Consider the following 15,165-nt stretch of genomic DNA (forward strand, 5'->3'; position numbering starts at 1 on the left):
GGAACACTTCGCTTCGCATATTGTTGGTAAGAGGTTGCGATGCGGTAAGCGTTCACAGTTGATGCGGGTGTATCTCAACAGCCAGCGAAAGTTGGGTTCATCATCGGTGGTTGTTGAGCCGGGACCGGGATCAGTGTTGGTGGCTTTGCCCCGGTACGGTGTGCGGTGACGGCGTCGGTGAGGAATGCGAGCACGTTGCGGCCCTGCCGGCGACACGAGGCCAGGACCGTGAGGATCCGCTCCACGAACCGGCTACCGCGTTCGGAGTCGGTGCCGTAGCTGGTCTTGCGCCAGCACACGGCGTGACGCAGGGCCCGCTCGGCCGCGTTGTTGGTCGGTTCCACCCCGCCCACGCGTGCGAACGTCCACAGGGCCGGCTCCACCGCCAACAGCTCGCGGCACACGGCCCCGGTCTTGGGGCACCCGCACCGGCCCCCGTGCCCCAGGTGCGTGCGGAACCGGGCCCGCACGGCGCGGGCGTACACGCGAGCGAACGTGGACCGGGCTAACGTCCCGTCCCGCACCCGGAACCAGTGCCCGAACAGTTCGTCGGAACAGGCCAACAGGGCGGCCCCGATCGGGGATCCGTCGTTGCCCCGATCGATCATCGCCTGGAAGTCCCGCCGCAGGTGCGCCCAGCACACCTGGCGCCGATGCACCGGCAGATGCGTGTACACCGGATACCGATCGGTCGTGTGGACCTGGGCGGACCCGTCCCGCAGGTCGTCGAACGCGCTCCGGCCCCGGGTGGCGCGGATCAGGAATGCGACCACCGAGGTGCTCACCGCGACCCACAACCAGGCCCGCTGGCGCCCTTGCGTCCAGCCCGTTTCGTCCACGTTCGCCGGGTGCCCGCGGGTGTACGCGAGAGCCGCTTCGGCCACCGGGGCCAGAGCCGCCGCGGTCGTGTGCTGGAGTTTGCACACCGTGGCCGGACGGATGGGCAACCCGAACAGGTCGTCGAACAGTTGGCTCACCACCCGCTTGCCCAGGCGGCACGAACCGGTGAGCATGGCGGCCACCGCCTGGACCCGGGGACCGTACCCGGGAGCCGCGTCGGCGGGCACCGGTGCGGTCGTCACGGCGCCGCAGTGCGGGCACCGGAGCCGATGGCACCGATACTCGGTCACCTGCGGCCGGACGACCGGGATCTCATGCACCTGGTGAATCGACGGGTTCGGGTCGTCCCCGGTGAGTGGGCACGCACACCCGCGGCAGGTGTCCGGTTTGAGGGTGTGGACCGTGTCGGGCGGCAGCACGGTGCGCTCGGCCTTGGGGTGCCCCGATTGACCGCCGCGCCGCTTCCCCGAGGGACTCTTGGGCGGGGCCGGCTTCACCTGCGGACCATCCGACGAGGGCGGTTTCGACGAGTTGCTGGAATTCTGGTTGAGCCGGGTCTGAAGGTCGGCCACCGTGACCTGGAGAGCCGCGACCGTGGCCTGCAACTGCGCAACCGTCGCTTCCAGCGCACGAATGTACGCCACCACCGCTGGCGGCAGGTCACTCGGTAGCTCCGGCGGTTGAGGAACAGATGTCATCGCGTCCGTTCGATTACGGAACACCGGCTCTTGAGGCAACCCCGCGCAGAATCGAGTCACAAAGGCCTGGAAAATGCACGGCCCGCACCCCGTGAACGGTTACGCGATGCGTGTTGAGGTGGACCCGCGTTCTTAGTCGCTAAAGCTTGTTGACGGCGGCAGAGAATCGAGCGCGAGATTCATGCGGCTCGCGTGTCGAGGTACGCGAAAACGATGCGGATGGCGTCGTAGTTCACTTCGCCGTTGAGTTCCTCGTACACCGGCTTCAACCGCGCGACGCCGTGGATCTCGGCAGCAGCAGCAACGCGCTCGCACACATCTTCCGATACCCATGCGAAGATCGACGGGGGCTTTTGTGTTCGCACGAATTCGGCCAAGTACTCCGTTACGGTCGACGCCGCAAGTTCCGCCTCCTTGGCGACGTACTCGACGGACGCGCCGCTGCGGAACAGCTTGAACGCGAGTTCCTTTTTCGCGGACGGTTTCGCGACTGTTGTCGGCCCGAGCGCCGCTCGTGAGCCCGGGGTTACCTTGGGCAGCGGGACGTTCTCTTCCAAGCCGGTGCGCAGGCAATGCGCCACAATCGCCTTGAGGAAAACGCGCCCGAATTGCTGGGCGCGGTATTCCCCGACGCCCGAGATGCGTTTCAGTGTGTCCTCGTTGGTCGGGCGGCCGCGGGCCATTTCCGCGAGCACCGCGTCGGTAAACACCTGATACGGTTGCACTCCCGCGCGGGATGCTTCCTGGCGCCGTAGCTGCCGCAACATCTCGAACAGCGCCGCGTCGGCACCGGGCGGCAGCGCAAACGGTTGCGCCTTTCCGCCGTCAGCACTGCGCTTCGCACGCCGCGCGAGCTGGATGAGCCGGATCGTGGACCGTCCGCTCATCACGTCCCAAGATGTCGTGTTGAGTTTAAGAACGGGGTACTCGTCTCCGGACTGGACCAGTGCGCCCTGGCCGATGAGTTGATAAATCCAGTCCCGCAGGTCGTTCTTTGGGACGTTCTTTAACAGGCCGTAGGTCGTGAGCTGGTGGTGGCTGCGGCTGCGGATCGCGGCCGTGTCCGCTCCGCGCAGCACCTCGATTACGTGCGCGGTGCCGAAGCTCTCCTTCAGGCGGGCCACGCACGAGAGTATCTTCTTCGCCACGGTCATCGCGTCGGGCACTTCTTGAGTGTCTCCCAAGCAGATGTCACACGCGCCGCAGTTAGGGGAGTCGTAGGTCTGGCCGAAGTGCTGTACGAGCGCCTTGTGCCGGCACACCGCGCCGCGACAGTAGCGGGCCATCTCTTCGAGGTGTTTGACGCTGGTTGCGACGTACTCCGCGGACGCCCCGCCCTCTTCGCCCGATTTCTCGATCATCCACTTGAGCGAAAGGAAATCCTGGCCCGAGTAGAAGAGGACGCACTCGGACTCCAACCCGTCGCGGCCGGCGCGGCCGGTTTCCTGCTGGTAGTGCTCGATCGTCTTGGGCATCGCGGCGTGTATCACGAACCGTACGTTAGAGCGGTCGATGCCCATGCCGAACGCGACCGTCGCGACGACCACATCGGCCTCTTCCGCGGCGAACGCGTCCTGGGTGGCGCGGCGGGCGGCGTTCTCCATTCCGGCGTGGTACGGCACCGCGCGGTATCCGGCTGCCTTGAGCGCCGCGCACATCTCGTCCACGTCCTTCTTGCGGAGGCAGTAGACGATGCCCGCATCGCCCGGGTGGCGGTCGATCACCTCACGCACCTGGGCGTGCATCTCGACCCTGGGCAGCACGCGAAACGTGAGGTTCGGGCGGTCGAAGCTGCCGACGTGGATCTCGGGCTGGCGCAGGTTCAGTTGCTGGATGATGTCGCGCCGCACCTGCTCGGTGGCGGTCGCGGTATAAGCGTGGACCGAGGCCTTGGGGAAGAACTCGCGCATCCGCGCGAGCTGACGGTATTCGGGGCGGAAGTCGTGCCCCCAATGGCTCACGCAGTGTGCCTCGTCCACTGCGATGGTGTGCGTGTTGGCCGATTGCAGGAGCCGAAAGATCTCGGTGTTAACCAACCGCTCGGGCGAGGTGAACACGAGTCGGGTGGTGCCGGTGCGGATGCCCTCGAAGGTGGCGGCACGCTCGGCTGCGGTGAGCGTGCTGTCGAGCCGGGCCGCGGGCACGCCGATGCGCGTGAGGCCGTCTACCTGGTCCTTCATGAGGGCAATGAGCGGCGACACGACGATCGTGAGTCCGCCCTGCACGACTGCGGGAGCCTGGAAGCAGAGCGATTTCCCGCCACCGGTGGGCAGGACCACGAGCGAGTCGCGGCGGTTGAGGACGGCCCGGATCGCGTGTTCCTGGAGCGGCCGGAGCGACGCGAACCCCCAGTGCCGCTGAACGGCGTCGAACAGCTCCGGGGGGAGCGGCTTGGAGCCCAACACGTTCGACCTCGAAAGGAATCGCGGAAGAATATAGACATCCGTACCGTACCCGAATCGTACGCGATTCGTCTACCCCGGGTGCGGTAGAATAAGTGGCACGTGTGCGAGGCGTGTGGGTTTTGACGAGAGTCTGCCGGATGTCCGGAATCGGTCGCGGCAGCGGTTGTGAATGGATTGCAGGCTCGGTAGGATGCGCGTGTAGTTAGTGGGTCATTTGCCACGCCCGTAGCCATTGCCGAATCGTGTGAATCCCAGCGCGCGTAAGGGGTTTTCGCGGATGGATGAGTCATGGTTATGGCCACGAGCGAAGCAAGCGACTCACTAGTACTACAGCGCAGGGTTGGCGCAACTGGTGATTCTTCAGGCCCAGTACCCACGAATAATCAGGACTTACGACCGCAACTGCGGCCATGAAATAAGGACTTACGGCCTACATTCCGAGAGACAAAAATTCGTCTTTTTGGCGAATTATTCGCACTGTATTTTAACGCGATGCTTGGCTCTTAGCTAATTGCGCGTCATTGATTCCGTACGCCGCCTGACTGACCCCGAGCAAGTGGAGCACGCGGCGGGCGTCGTCGGACAAGGGTCATGGAACCGACGCAACTCCTGACCCGACGCCTCGACCAACCGGTGCCGCCGCTGCCCCTCAAGCACATCGAACACGGCACCCGTGGTCGGGGCCAACGTGGCACGGCCCTCGGGGTACAGGGCCAAGCTCTCGATCCCGTCATTCGTCATGGCCGGACGGACCTCGCGCTCGACCAACGCGCCGACCAGCTCTACCACGTAGTACAGCCACAACAGGCTCTCGACCCGCGTCACATTAGACTCATGGCGCAATAGACAGCAAACCCTTGTGCAGAAAGAGTTTGCGGTGAGTCCACATTCAATGCCGCAACTCGTTTTCAAGCAAGGGTATACGGCAAAACCGGCCCTATTGCGCAACGAGTCTATTCTCGAGCCACGTGGTCATCACACCGAACCCGCCCCTGAGCTGCTCGTGACGCTTCTCCACGAACGGTTGGTACTTATACTTCCTGAGCGCCTCCGCGACGCTCAGCCCCTCGTCGTTGGTCATCAGCGGGAACAGCCCGTCGCACCGGGCCGCATGAGCCAGCGCCTCACCGCGCTCCTCGAACCGGATGTGCCAGCGTGGCGTTTCCACCCGCCGGTACTCCGTATTCGGACCCGGGCGCCCGGGCTCACCTGCTCGAAATGTTCCTCCACCGCGACACCGACCTCGACACCCAACAGGTGCTCGACCTCGTACTCGCGGACGATCCGGTCGCCCGCCTGACGCGCCTCCGCGGCCCCACGCCACGCCCGCCGGCCCGGCCGTTGGACCTCGTCCAGGGCCGCGCGGGCGCGACGCAGGCGCTCGTGCCGGGTCTGGCGATCGGCCTGTTCCTTCTGCGAGCTCCGGTACCACAGGACCCGATACCCGTCGGACGAGCGGTCCGGGCTTTCCGCCCCGTGGTACACCACACCGGGACCGGTGCGGCGACGCGGGTTGGGCTCCCGATGCACCTCGACCCACTCTACCGGTTGGGCCCGCAGGTGCTCGCGGAACCGCGCCTACTCGTTGCGGGTCCTGGGCATGACCGTCAGGAACCGCCCGTGTCGCGAGGCAGGGCAAACGCACTCAAGGACCCTGGACAACCGCAGGTAATCGGACACTTTAGCAGCGAGAGTGCAGGGATTGGGGTTCCTTGCGTGGAACCGGCCGATTTTTAAGCCATCGCGCCGGAGACCGCGCCCGATGGAGGCCGTGAAGGGTTTGGGTGCGTCGGGTGGCGTGTTGTTCGCGGTGCATGTCCAAGGCCAATCGTTGCTCGATGTGGCGCTTGGTTCGGGCGCTGTAAATGCTCTGCTGCGCCTGGCGGAACCGGCGGTTGGACCGTTCCACGGCGTTGCTGGTCGCATCCAAGAGCTGATCGTCCAGAAGCAGCAGCGCCTGTTCCAAGCTGGGCACGAACAACTTGGACAAGGCCCGGCGCAACGTCTTGAAACGGCCCACACGCGCCCGCAATTTGGCCCGACGAGCCCGCGCGGTCCGCATCCGGCCAGGCGGTCGAACAGTTGGTACACGGCGGCCACGATTTCGCGTAAGGTGCGTAACTGCGGCTGGCCGCGGGTCAACCGGGCCAGCTTCTTCTTCTGGGCGGCACTGAGGTGGTGCCGCACGAACAGGCGGCGGTGCTCGAACAGCTCGGCCACATCCGCCTTTCGGCGCGTCATCCGTCGCGCCGGGGCGGCGTCCTGTTTGCGGGGGCGACCACGCTTGCGCGTGCGGATTGTCGATATGACGTGCTTATGCACGTGAGTCAGCGCATGCCGGACGGCCTGATTGATCTCCTTGAGGACATGGAACACGCAGAGCGGGTGCGGCACGCCCGGCCAGCGTTGCGGAAGGACGGCCGGGTACCGCGACGAGCCATCGGTGGTAATGCCCTGCACACGCTTGCCACGGGCGCCCAGTTGGCCCTTAACGTCCGCCCGAAAGATCCGGACATCGGCGTGGGTCGGGTCGTGTTCGAGGACACAACAGGCCAGGCGGTTGTACCGGCGGTTGTCCACAACTGAAAGGATGCAGAAGGGGCCGTCATCGACTTCGTCGATGGCCACGTAACCGGAGAACTGCACCAGGGCGTCGTCGAGGTAGGTGGTCCGACGTGTCGCCACCTTTGTCCCCTTCGCCACGACCCAATTCTGGGTCGTGGCGAAGGGGACAAAGACCAGGTGATCCCGCCACAGATTCCAACTGGCAGTTTGATAGGGGAGTCCGTCCTCGCACACCAGGCGCACGGCCAGATCCTGGGTGCTTGTACTCGGCGGACTCGATGTTACCGCGAAGGAGGTCCGCGGCGCCCAGAGGTCGGATTTGAGGTCGAGTTGCGGGGGCGGCGGTACTGCTGGTCCGGGCACGGGCCATGGTTGGAACTTTTGGACAATACCCGCGACCTCACCGGCGAGAAACGCGGCATTCAAGGGGCGGTGAGACGCAATCGACGGGACGGCCGGCCGACGCCACCGGCAAAGCGGTCGCTCCATCCCATCCGACCGTTGTTGAGCCGCCCTTGAGACGAAACCATGGCCCGACCCGAGTTCCGGGTCGGCTACTCCGCTCCAACGCGACCGGCCGGCACGCGAGCCCCCCCGACCAAACCCGTCGCGCTCACGTGCCGGAGCCGCGCTTCGTCCGAACGTCCAGCGCTTTGAGAACGAGCCCGAGTACCGTGACCGACAAACCGCTCGCGTCGGTAAGCCCGTCGAGTCCGGTCCGCGCCAGCGTGTGCACCCGCGAGTCGCTCCGCCGGCGGCTAGCACTACAGCGCTAAAAGTCGCAAGTAGTGCGTTGATTTGAACTAAAATAGCTTCCCGGCACTGAGGAGGGATGCGATGACGGGAGCTCAACTGGATGCCCTGGCCCCGACGTTCGAGCACCTGCGCACGTACTCCCGCGGGTTGCTATCGGACCTGCCTCGGAAGACGGCCGAGCCGGTGGCCTTGGCCGCGGGCACCCCGGTGCGAACGCTCCAGGAGTTCCTCCGGGATCACCAGTGGGACCATGCGGCCCTGGGACACGACGTGCCGAAGCGGATCGCCCGCGTGTTGCTCGCGGAATCGGGCGCCGACACCGGCACGGTCGGGCTCATCGACGAGACCCGCGCGGTCAAGAAAGGGACCAAGACGCCCGGGGTTGCTCGCCAGTACCTGGGGTGCGTGGGCAAGGTGGGCAACGGCATCGTGACCGTACACCTGGGGGTGGCCCGGGGCTCGTACCGGGTCCTCCTGGACGCCGACCTGTACGTGCCCCAGGAGTGGTCCACGGACCGCACCCGGTGCCAGGCCGCGGGCATCCCCGACCAGGTCGTGTACCGCCCCAAGTGGCGCATGGCCTTGGAGCAGGTGGACCGGGCCCGGCAAAACGGGGTGCACCTGGATTGGCTCACGTTCGACAGTGAGTACGGCAAGAGCCCCGCGTTCCTGCGGGGCTTGGACGACCGCCTGCAATCGTTCGTGGGGGACGTGCCGTCCACGTTCTCGTGCCAGGTGGTGGCCCGATCGGGAACCCAACCGGCCTCCGAGGTGAAGGGCCAAGAGGCTCGGCACGTGGTCCGCGACGCGAGCGCGTTCCGGTCTCAAGAATGGCAGATCCTGCGGTTGTCACGGGCCACCGCCGAGGACCAGGTGTGGCGGGTCAAGCGGGCCCGGGTGTAGGCCTCGGGGGCGGACGGGTGGTCGGCCGGCACGTACTGGTTGGTGTGGGCGTGTAGCGACCACACGGGCGAGGAGAAGTTCCTGGTGTCCAACGCACCGACCGAATGCACGGCCGAGGCGCGGGTGCGGGTCGGGTTCCGCCGGGCGGCCGTGGAGCACCTGTTCCGGGTGTGCGAATCGGAGCTCGGGTTCACCCACTTCGAGGGCCGCAGCGATACGGCCCTGCGGCGGCACCTGGTGCTGTGCGTGGCCATGCTGGCGTTCGTGGCCGAGCACACCCAACAGCTGCGGGGGGAAAAATCCCCAGGTCACCGCGGAACAGGTGTGCCGGGTGCTGGCGGTGCTGAGCCGCGAGTGGTTCGAGCGGGCGCGGGAGACCGCCCCGCGGGTCTGGGTGCTGGACGTGCTCGCGTACCACCAGCGCCGCAATCGGGCCGCCACCGCGTCCAAACAACGACGCGTAGTTCACCCACGCACACGCAAAATACCCAGAAAGCTAAAACCGAAACGGCCGACAAAATCTACAGCCAGGGCAAAGTATCGCTGTAGTGATAGCGTACGTCAGGTCGAAGCAGTGCCGGCAGCCGAAGTGTTTGCCGCCGAGTTACATCTTTCGGACCCGCCGTCGGCAGGTCGCACCGTCCCGCGCCAGGGGCACAGGAACCACCACCGCACCCCGCCCAGGTGACACGGCGTGGTGACCAGCGATACCGTGTAGTCGAACCGTTCGCTCGGTAAGCCAGATTTTTCTCGGCGTAGATCTCGGTCGTCGCCATCCGCTTGTGTCCGAGCACCGCCTGCGCGCTTTTCGGGCCGGGCAGCGGTAATGTTGCTGCGCGTGCCGCCAGAACCAGAGCAGCACCTCGTCCACGGTCAACTCGGCGGCGGGCGCGCCGGCAACAGCGGGTACTACGTTCAGCTCGGCAACAATGCGCGCGAACTCGGAACGGCTTTCCGGCGTGCAGAACTTGCCGATTGTGACCCAGCCACAAGCCAATCCAGTCGACTTCTGGTGCTTGTAAACGGGGATAGTGTTCTTCGGACGAGCCACTCGTAAACGCTCACGGAGAGGGTTTACGGGAATCCTCCCGTAAACCAGGCTCTTCCGGACGCGCCCGCGAACGTCGCGGGGTAAGCGTAACTGATTCTGACGACACGACTTACTTGAGTGGGCAGTCCCGGGGTTGAACCGGGGACCTAGCGATTTTCAGTCGCTCGCTCTACCAACTGAGCTAACTGCCCCAAGCTAGCTCTGTATTTATAAAAGCTCGGTCTCGGACCGTCAACAGTGCGGCTAAGTTCTTTGAAAAGTGGCCACGCCACGGTTTGTAATGGACCTTGGGACCGCCGGCGGGGAAAATGGAAACGCGGGTCGATTTCGCCGCAACTGTTGTGTGGGGCGAGTTATGAGCACACCGCGTTTCACGGCTGAGGAGTTGGACCGCCTGCGGGCACTGGCCTCGGAGTGGGGCAAAATCGTCTCCAAGCGAGCGTTCGGGGAGGACGGGCAGGGCTACGCACGGATTGGTGTTGGGTAAGTTGCGGCGTGTGGGTATGTGCGGCTCCTCATTTTAGGAGCGGCACACATGGCCCGGTCCCTGGTCGAGCGTTTGGCGGAGTTACCGGACCCGCGGAGCCGTCACGGTCGCCAGTATCCGCTGGTCGGGCTATTGACCTTGTGCCTGGTGGCGGTGATGGGCGGGCACACCACGCCCGAGGCCCTCTCGCAGTTCGGTCGGCTGCGGCAGAAGCGGTTGAGCCACACGCTCGGGTTCCAGAACGGCGACATGCCGTGCGCCAACACGATTGCCGGGTTACTTCGGAAGCTGGACCCGGACCACCTGGACCGGATCATCGGTGCATGGCTCGCGGACCGGCACCCGGACGGGTGGGAGCACCTCGCGTTGGACGGCAAGCGGTTGCGCGGGTCCCGAGACGGCGAGGTGCCCGGCGCGCACCTGCTGGCCGCGTATGCCCCGGGTGCCGCGGCGGTGGTCGCCCAAATGACGGTCGAGGCCACGACCAACGAACATAAGGCGGCGCTCCGGTTGCTGGGCGTATGGCCCCCGCTCGGCCGAACCGTAATCACTGGGGACGCCATCTTCACCCAACCGGACGTGTGTGTCGCAGTGCAACAGAAGGGTGGGGACTACATCTTGTATGCCAAGAGCAACCCGAGCACCTTGCGGGCGGACGTGGATACCGCGTTCGCCGCCACCGGTGGGGCGGCTTTCCCCCCCCCCGGCGGGCAGCGCTAGTGGGATCGAGATGTGGACACGGCGCGTGAGGTGAGCAATGGGCACGGGCGAGTCGAGCGGCGCACCATGACCAGCACCACATGGCTCAACGAGTACTTGACCCGGTGGCCCGGGGTGCAGCAGGTGTTCCGGCTCGAGCGCCGGCGCCGGGTCGGTGGGAAAGCAACGGTGGAGGTGGTGTACGGGATCTCCAGTCTGAGCCCGGTGGCCGCGCCCGCGGATGTGCTGCTGCGGTACACGCGGGCGCACTGGGGTATCGAAGCCCGGCACCATGTCCGCGACGTGACTTTGTGCGCGGACCGGTGCCGGGTGTGCCACGGGACCGAACCGCGGGTGCTGGCGTCGCTACGGAACGTCTCCATGTACCTCCTACGGCGGCTCCGGTACCGTCGCCGCGGCCGTTCGGGACGTCGTTGCACGACCCGAGTTCGTGTTCGACGTGCTACATCAGCCAGATTCAATTTGATTAGCCCTGTCCCGACTCCGACGTTGCTTGATGGTTCCGGTTGTTCGGTCGCACCGGTGCGCACGCCGGAGGATGGATGTCGGGCCAGAACTTGGAAGAGGTCTCGCCGCTCACGGCGAGACCCCGGAACCGTTGAGGATGAAAACGCGGCCGAAATCGACTCGCGGAATGCACTTGGACAAACGAAGTCCGCAAACGGAGTGATATGCTCAAATTGACAGGCAATAGTCTCGTGCCTCCGCGAATCGCTGAGCTCGACTGATGCCGAATCTGTGACGCTTATCCGGCGGGTGCGAGCGTGGTAAGCAAGAGCTCGCGTACGGGCTCCGGGAGTTTATCACGACCCATGGTTTGCCCGGCCTGTGGCAAAAGTGCCTCGGCCCAGAGCCACTGCCGGACCGCCGCCAACGCATCGGAGAAGGTTGTGACGGTCTTGCCCGGCCATTCCACGGCCCCGGTTCGCTTCGATGCGGGCAGGGTGTGGAACAGGACGGCCACCACGGTGTACAACCCGAACAGGCACGGGGCCGCCCGCAACACGGTCTTCTCGCGCCACCCGCGGGTCGTCTCCAGGCCCAGTTCCGCGCGCATCTCTTGGAACGTGGTCTCAATATTCCAACGGCCGCAGTAGATCGCGATGACCGCCGACACGGTCAGGCCGAGGTCCGTGGTGAAGAAGTACTCGTCCCGGTGTGTGCCCGTCGTGTCCCGGACGAATACCCAGCGGATCGGCACCAGGCCGTGACCCGCTTTATACCAGTACCCGGTTCCGGTGAGCGTATCGACCTGCCTCTGGCCGCCCCCGTACCATCCCACCTTCAACGGGGCCAACGCCGGGGCCGCATCGACCACCTGACGCGGCTTGGGCACGGGCGCGCCCTTGACCCGAGGCCGGCCGTGGCCCGAGTACGGGGGCGGGGGCTCGAACAGGTTGGCCTTGGGGTGCAACTTGCTCACCAGGGTGAGTCGGTCCCGGTGACGCTGGGCGAACCGGGCGACCTCATGGGTCCCGTACCCGGCATCCCCGGCCAATACGAACGTGCGGTTCGGGAATCGGATCAGCAGGGCCCGCACGAGCACGCACATGATCCGCGCCGGTGTCCGGTGCGGCCGGTTCCGCTTACGGTCGTCTTCTTGAGACCGGTACAGGTCGATGAGAATGGGCAGCGCCCACGGGCGGGTGGCGAACGGGAACTTGACGAGCACGGCGAGCACCACCCACTTGTGCCCGTACCGCCACGCGGTGTAGGCGTGGGACGATCGTACGGGGTCGCGGTGCCGGGCCTTGCCGTACACGCACCGACCCGGGTGCCCATCGATCGTGTCGTCGCCGACCAGCATCACGGGGCCCGCAGGGACCACGTGGTCCAGCAGGAACCGCATCACGGCGCACCCAACCGCGAGCCCGGACCACGGCGCGCGTGAGAGTGGAGTTCCCCACGAAAAGTGGACAGCTTTTAGCGGTGGGTTCGGTTATACGTTCGTTCGTACTCGTCTGGGGCAACGTCGCCCAGAGCGGAGTGCCGTCGAACCCGGTTGTAGAACGTCTCGATGTACTCGAAGATGCTCGCCTTGGCCTGGTCCCGCGTGGCGTAGTCCTCGTGGTGAACGAGCTCCTTCTTCAGGCTGGCGAAGAACGATTCCATCGGCGCGTTGTCCCAGCACTGCCCGACCCCACTCATACTGCATGTGATCCGCTCCTCTCGGAGCCGGCGCTGGTAATGCTCGCTCGCGTACTGGCTCCCGCGATCCGAATGCGTGAGCCGAGAAGACCCCAGGAGAGTGGGGCGGCGGTGAAGCGCCATCTCCAGCGCGTCTACCACCAGCCGGCTGGTCATCGTCTGATCCATCGACCAACCCACGATCCTCCGGCTGAACAGATCCTCGACGGCCGCCAGGTACAGCCACCCCTCGCGGGTCGGGATGTAGGTGATGTCCGCGACCCACACGGCATTCGGCTGGTCCGGGTCGAACGCCCGAGCCGGCACGTTCTCGGCCACCGGCATCGCGTGGTTCGAGTCCGTCGTCTGTCGGAACTTCCGCTTGGTTTTCGCGGCGATTCCGGCCTCCCGCATGAGCTCGGCCACGAAGTTCACGCAGCACTCCTGGCCCCGTGCAACCAACTCGGCGTGGATGCGCGGGCTCCCGTAACGGCCCTTCACCTCGGCGTGGATCGCCTTCACCTCGTCGATCAGTTGCTCGCGCCGCGTGTCGGCGGCACTCGGCTCGCGCGAGCGCCACGCGTAGAACCCGGACCGCGACACGCCCAACACCCGGCACATGAGCACAATCGGCCATTCGCTCTTGCGTCCCTCGATCCAGGCGAAGATCAGTTCGACTGGTTGGCGAAGAACGCCGCCGCTTTTTTTAGGATGTCGCGCTCCATCTCCAGCCGCTTGACCTCGGCTCGGAGCTTGCGGATCTCTTCCTCTTGAGGCGTCTGGTGCCCCGAACCGGGGAACGCGTCCGCGCCCTTGTGGGCATGCGCCTTCTTCCACGTGTGCAACAGGTTCTCACTGATCCCGAGCCGCCGTGCGACCTCGGCAACGGACAGCTTCTGCTCGGTGATCATCTTCACCGCCGAGAGCTTGAACTCCGCCGTGTGGACCTTGCGCTTGCCAGCCATCGGTGTGTCTCCTGGTGATCCGAGTTTACACCGCTTTCCGGCTGTCCACCATTCGTGGGGAACTTCAGAGCACCCGTTGGTAATCGGTCCGGTGCCCCGGTGCCAGGTGCCGGAGCGTGCGCAACAGGTTGGCCACGGTCCGTCGCCCGGTCGTGACCAGGGCCCCGACCAGGAGCGTCGAGAACCGTTGGTATGTGGGGTTGGTGAAATGCAGCGCCAGAACCTGCACCAGGTCGTGCGCCTCGGGTGGTAGAATCATGGCAGCCGTCCGTGAGCGAGGGCCATGGGAGCTTCAGCAACCCTCATGTTACCTCACCACGGACGGCCCCAGAATCGGCATCCGTCGAGCTGAGGGCCGCTATTCGTACCCGTAACGCCGGATCACGTCGCCCCAGCGCTCCGCGATCAGAGCCTGCTGCGCATCCGTCAAGGTGAACTTGTTCCGCTCGTAGTTCGCGTTCTGACGCTGGTACTCTTCAATTTTGGGCCGCACCGCTTCGTACCCGCCGATCTCTAACGTCGTGTAGACCTGCTCCAGTGCGGCGACCGGCTCGCGAACGAGGTCCTCGTACCGCAGTTCGGCGAACTGGCCCGGCTTGAAGAGCGGGCGGGCCTCGTCGAGCCGGTCGTAAATTACGCGGAACTCGCGCAGCACCTTCTCTTCGAGTCCGGGAAACGTCGGGCGCTGGAGCCCGTGGCCCCGCGCGAGCGTTTTCCAGAGGTTCACGGTCGAGGGGAACACTGCCCGCGGGTCGCGGACGATGTGAACGAATTTCGCGTCCGGGAACACGTCGAGCAGGACCGGGACGCGGGCCGTGTGCGGCGGCGACTTCAGCACGAGCCGCTTCCCGCCGATCCGCACGGTCACCTCTTGGAGGAACCGCACGAACACCCGCTTCCAGCGCGCCAGTTGCTTCGGCGTGAGCCCCGACAGGTCCAGCGCGCCGCGGTCCTTCGGCTCACGGTCCGGGAACGCGAAATCCGTGTACGTGGTCGGCAGCCCCAGCAGGGCGAGGGCGAACTCGTCTTCCTGCGGGCGCTCCCAGCCGAACGGCATGTTGTCCATCGGCCGCTTGTCCGGCAGCAGCCAGCTCGCGTACCGCTTGAACAACTGGTTGGTGAGCAGCGCGTGTTGGGGGTTGAAGCAGTCCTGCATGTCCGGGAACCCGAACCGGGTGTCCCGGATCAGGAGTTCGTGCAGCAGCGTCGTGCCGGTGCGCCAGTGCCCGATCACGAAGATCGGCGGTTCGAGCTTGGTTTCCCGCACGCGGTTGCCGTGCGCGGCGTTAAGGCACCAACGCAAAACGGTGTTGGTCACCGAGTTGGCCGACACGATGGCCGCGATGTACCAGTAGGGCGGCTGGACGGCGTAGCCGTTGTCCTTGAGCAGCCGCAACCAGGTGAAGAGGTCGCACCCTTCCCAGAGCCGCGGTGCCCATTCGCGCTTGTGCGCTTTCCTCGGGGGCAGGGCAACAGTGTCCGTGGCCGCGGTCGTCGGCATCCGGTTCCTCCTTGCGCGGTTCGGATGTACTCAAGTGAACGGATTCGCGCGGGTGCGGCAAGCCCCCGCGGTGCGCCGTTGCGGTGCCTCCGCGATTGTTCGATCCCGCGGTTCCGGATACAGTCGGAGTAGAGCCCCAGACAGGAT

At 65.6% G+C, this 15,165-nt stretch carries 9 protein-coding genes, 1 tRNA gene and 3 pseudogenes; 3 read left to right on the top strand and 10 right to left on the bottom strand.

Annotated elements, in window-relative coordinates:
- Nucleotides 1-74: 74 nt before the first annotated feature.
- The 5 genes from GobsT_RS16810 to GobsT_RS40505 form a co-directional block, all read right to left on the bottom strand.
- A complete protein-coding gene (locus tag GobsT_RS16810) occupies nucleotides 75-1,538 on the bottom strand; it encodes an IS66-like element ISGob3 family transposase (RefSeq protein WP_033197688.1) in 1,464 nt (487 codons plus the stop codon).
- A gap of 179 nt (nucleotides 1,539-1,717) precedes the next feature.
- On the bottom strand, nucleotides 1,718-3,943 hold the full coding sequence (gene recQ / locus GobsT_RS16815; protein WP_010039862.1) for a DNA helicase RecQ: 2,226 nt from the start codon (nucleotides 3,941-3,943) through the stop codon (nucleotides 1,718-1,720).
- 937 nt (nucleotides 3,944-4,880) lie between these two features.
- Complete coding sequence (locus tag GobsT_RS16820) at nucleotides 4,881-5,111, bottom strand: hypothetical protein (RefSeq protein ID WP_010039866.1); 231 nt, start codon at nucleotides 5,109-5,111, stop codon at nucleotides 4,881-4,883.
- Nucleotides 5,112-5,521: 410 nt separating this feature from the next.
- On the bottom strand, nucleotides 5,522-6,751 hold the full coding sequence (locus tag GobsT_RS16825; protein WP_109571049.1) for a transposase: 1,230 nt from the start codon (nucleotides 6,749-6,751) through the stop codon (nucleotides 5,522-5,524).
- 370 nt (nucleotides 6,752-7,121) lie between these two features.
- The gene (locus GobsT_RS40505) at nucleotides 7,122-7,244 is read right to left on the bottom strand and encodes a hypothetical protein (protein WP_010039870.1); all 123 of its coding nucleotides are present in this window, start codon (nucleotides 7,242-7,244) and stop codon (nucleotides 7,122-7,124) included.
- Nucleotides 7,245-7,345: 101 nt separating this feature from the next.
- Between GobsT_RS40505 and GobsT_RS41430 the strand changes: the two are divergent.
- A pseudogene (locus GobsT_RS41430) lies at nucleotides 7,346-8,716 on the top strand (IS701 family transposase).
- Between the two features lie 620 nt (nucleotides 8,717-9,336).
- Here the strand turns inward: GobsT_RS41430 and GobsT_RS16835 are convergent.
- Nucleotides 9,337-9,409 (bottom strand) — tRNA-Phe (locus GobsT_RS16835).
- Nucleotides 9,410-9,573: 164 nt separating this feature from the next.
- Between GobsT_RS16835 and GobsT_RS40510 the strand changes: the two genes are divergently transcribed.
- Together GobsT_RS40510 and GobsT_RS39700 are read left to right on the top strand one after the other, a co-directional pair.
- Entirely contained in the window at nucleotides 9,574-9,705 is a 132-nt protein-coding gene (locus GobsT_RS40510; protein ID WP_010039873.1) for a hypothetical protein, read from the top strand.
- A gap of 48 nt (nucleotides 9,706-9,753) precedes the next feature.
- Nucleotides 9,754-11,109, top strand: a pseudogene (locus GobsT_RS39700) (ISAs1 family transposase).
- Between the two features lie 61 nt (nucleotides 11,110-11,170).
- Here the strand turns inward: GobsT_RS39700 and GobsT_RS16850 are convergent.
- The 4 genes and pseudogenes from GobsT_RS16850 to GobsT_RS16865 form a co-directional block, all read right to left on the bottom strand.
- Nucleotides 11,171-12,307 (bottom strand): annotated as a pseudogene (locus GobsT_RS16850) (IS701 family transposase); the annotation flags it as partial.
- Nucleotides 12,308-12,348: 41 nt separating this feature from the next.
- Nucleotides 12,349-13,517 (bottom strand): IS3 family transposase gene (locus GobsT_RS16855; protein WP_085948050.1). Its coding sequence is split into 2 segments (ribosomal slippage): nucleotides 12,349-13,262 and nucleotides 13,262-13,517, totalling 1,170 coding nucleotides; the frame shifts between segments, so codons are not numbered across the junction.
- Between the two features lie 64 nt (nucleotides 13,518-13,581).
- A complete protein-coding gene (locus tag GobsT_RS16860; RefSeq protein WP_010039879.1) occupies nucleotides 13,582-13,776 on the bottom strand; it encodes a hypothetical protein in 195 nt (64 codons plus the stop codon).
- Between the two features lie 99 nt (nucleotides 13,777-13,875).
- Nucleotides 13,876-15,018 (bottom strand): sulfotransferase family protein, encoded by a 1,143-nt coding sequence (locus GobsT_RS16865; RefSeq protein WP_010039882.1) that lies wholly within the window; start codon nucleotides 15,016-15,018, stop codon nucleotides 13,876-13,878.
- Nucleotides 15,019-15,165 lie beyond the last annotated feature (147 nt).

The sequence above is a fragment of the Gemmata obscuriglobus genome (genome assembly GCF_008065095.1).
GTDB lineage: Bacteria > Planctomycetota > Planctomycetia > Gemmatales > Gemmataceae > Gemmata > Gemmata obscuriglobus.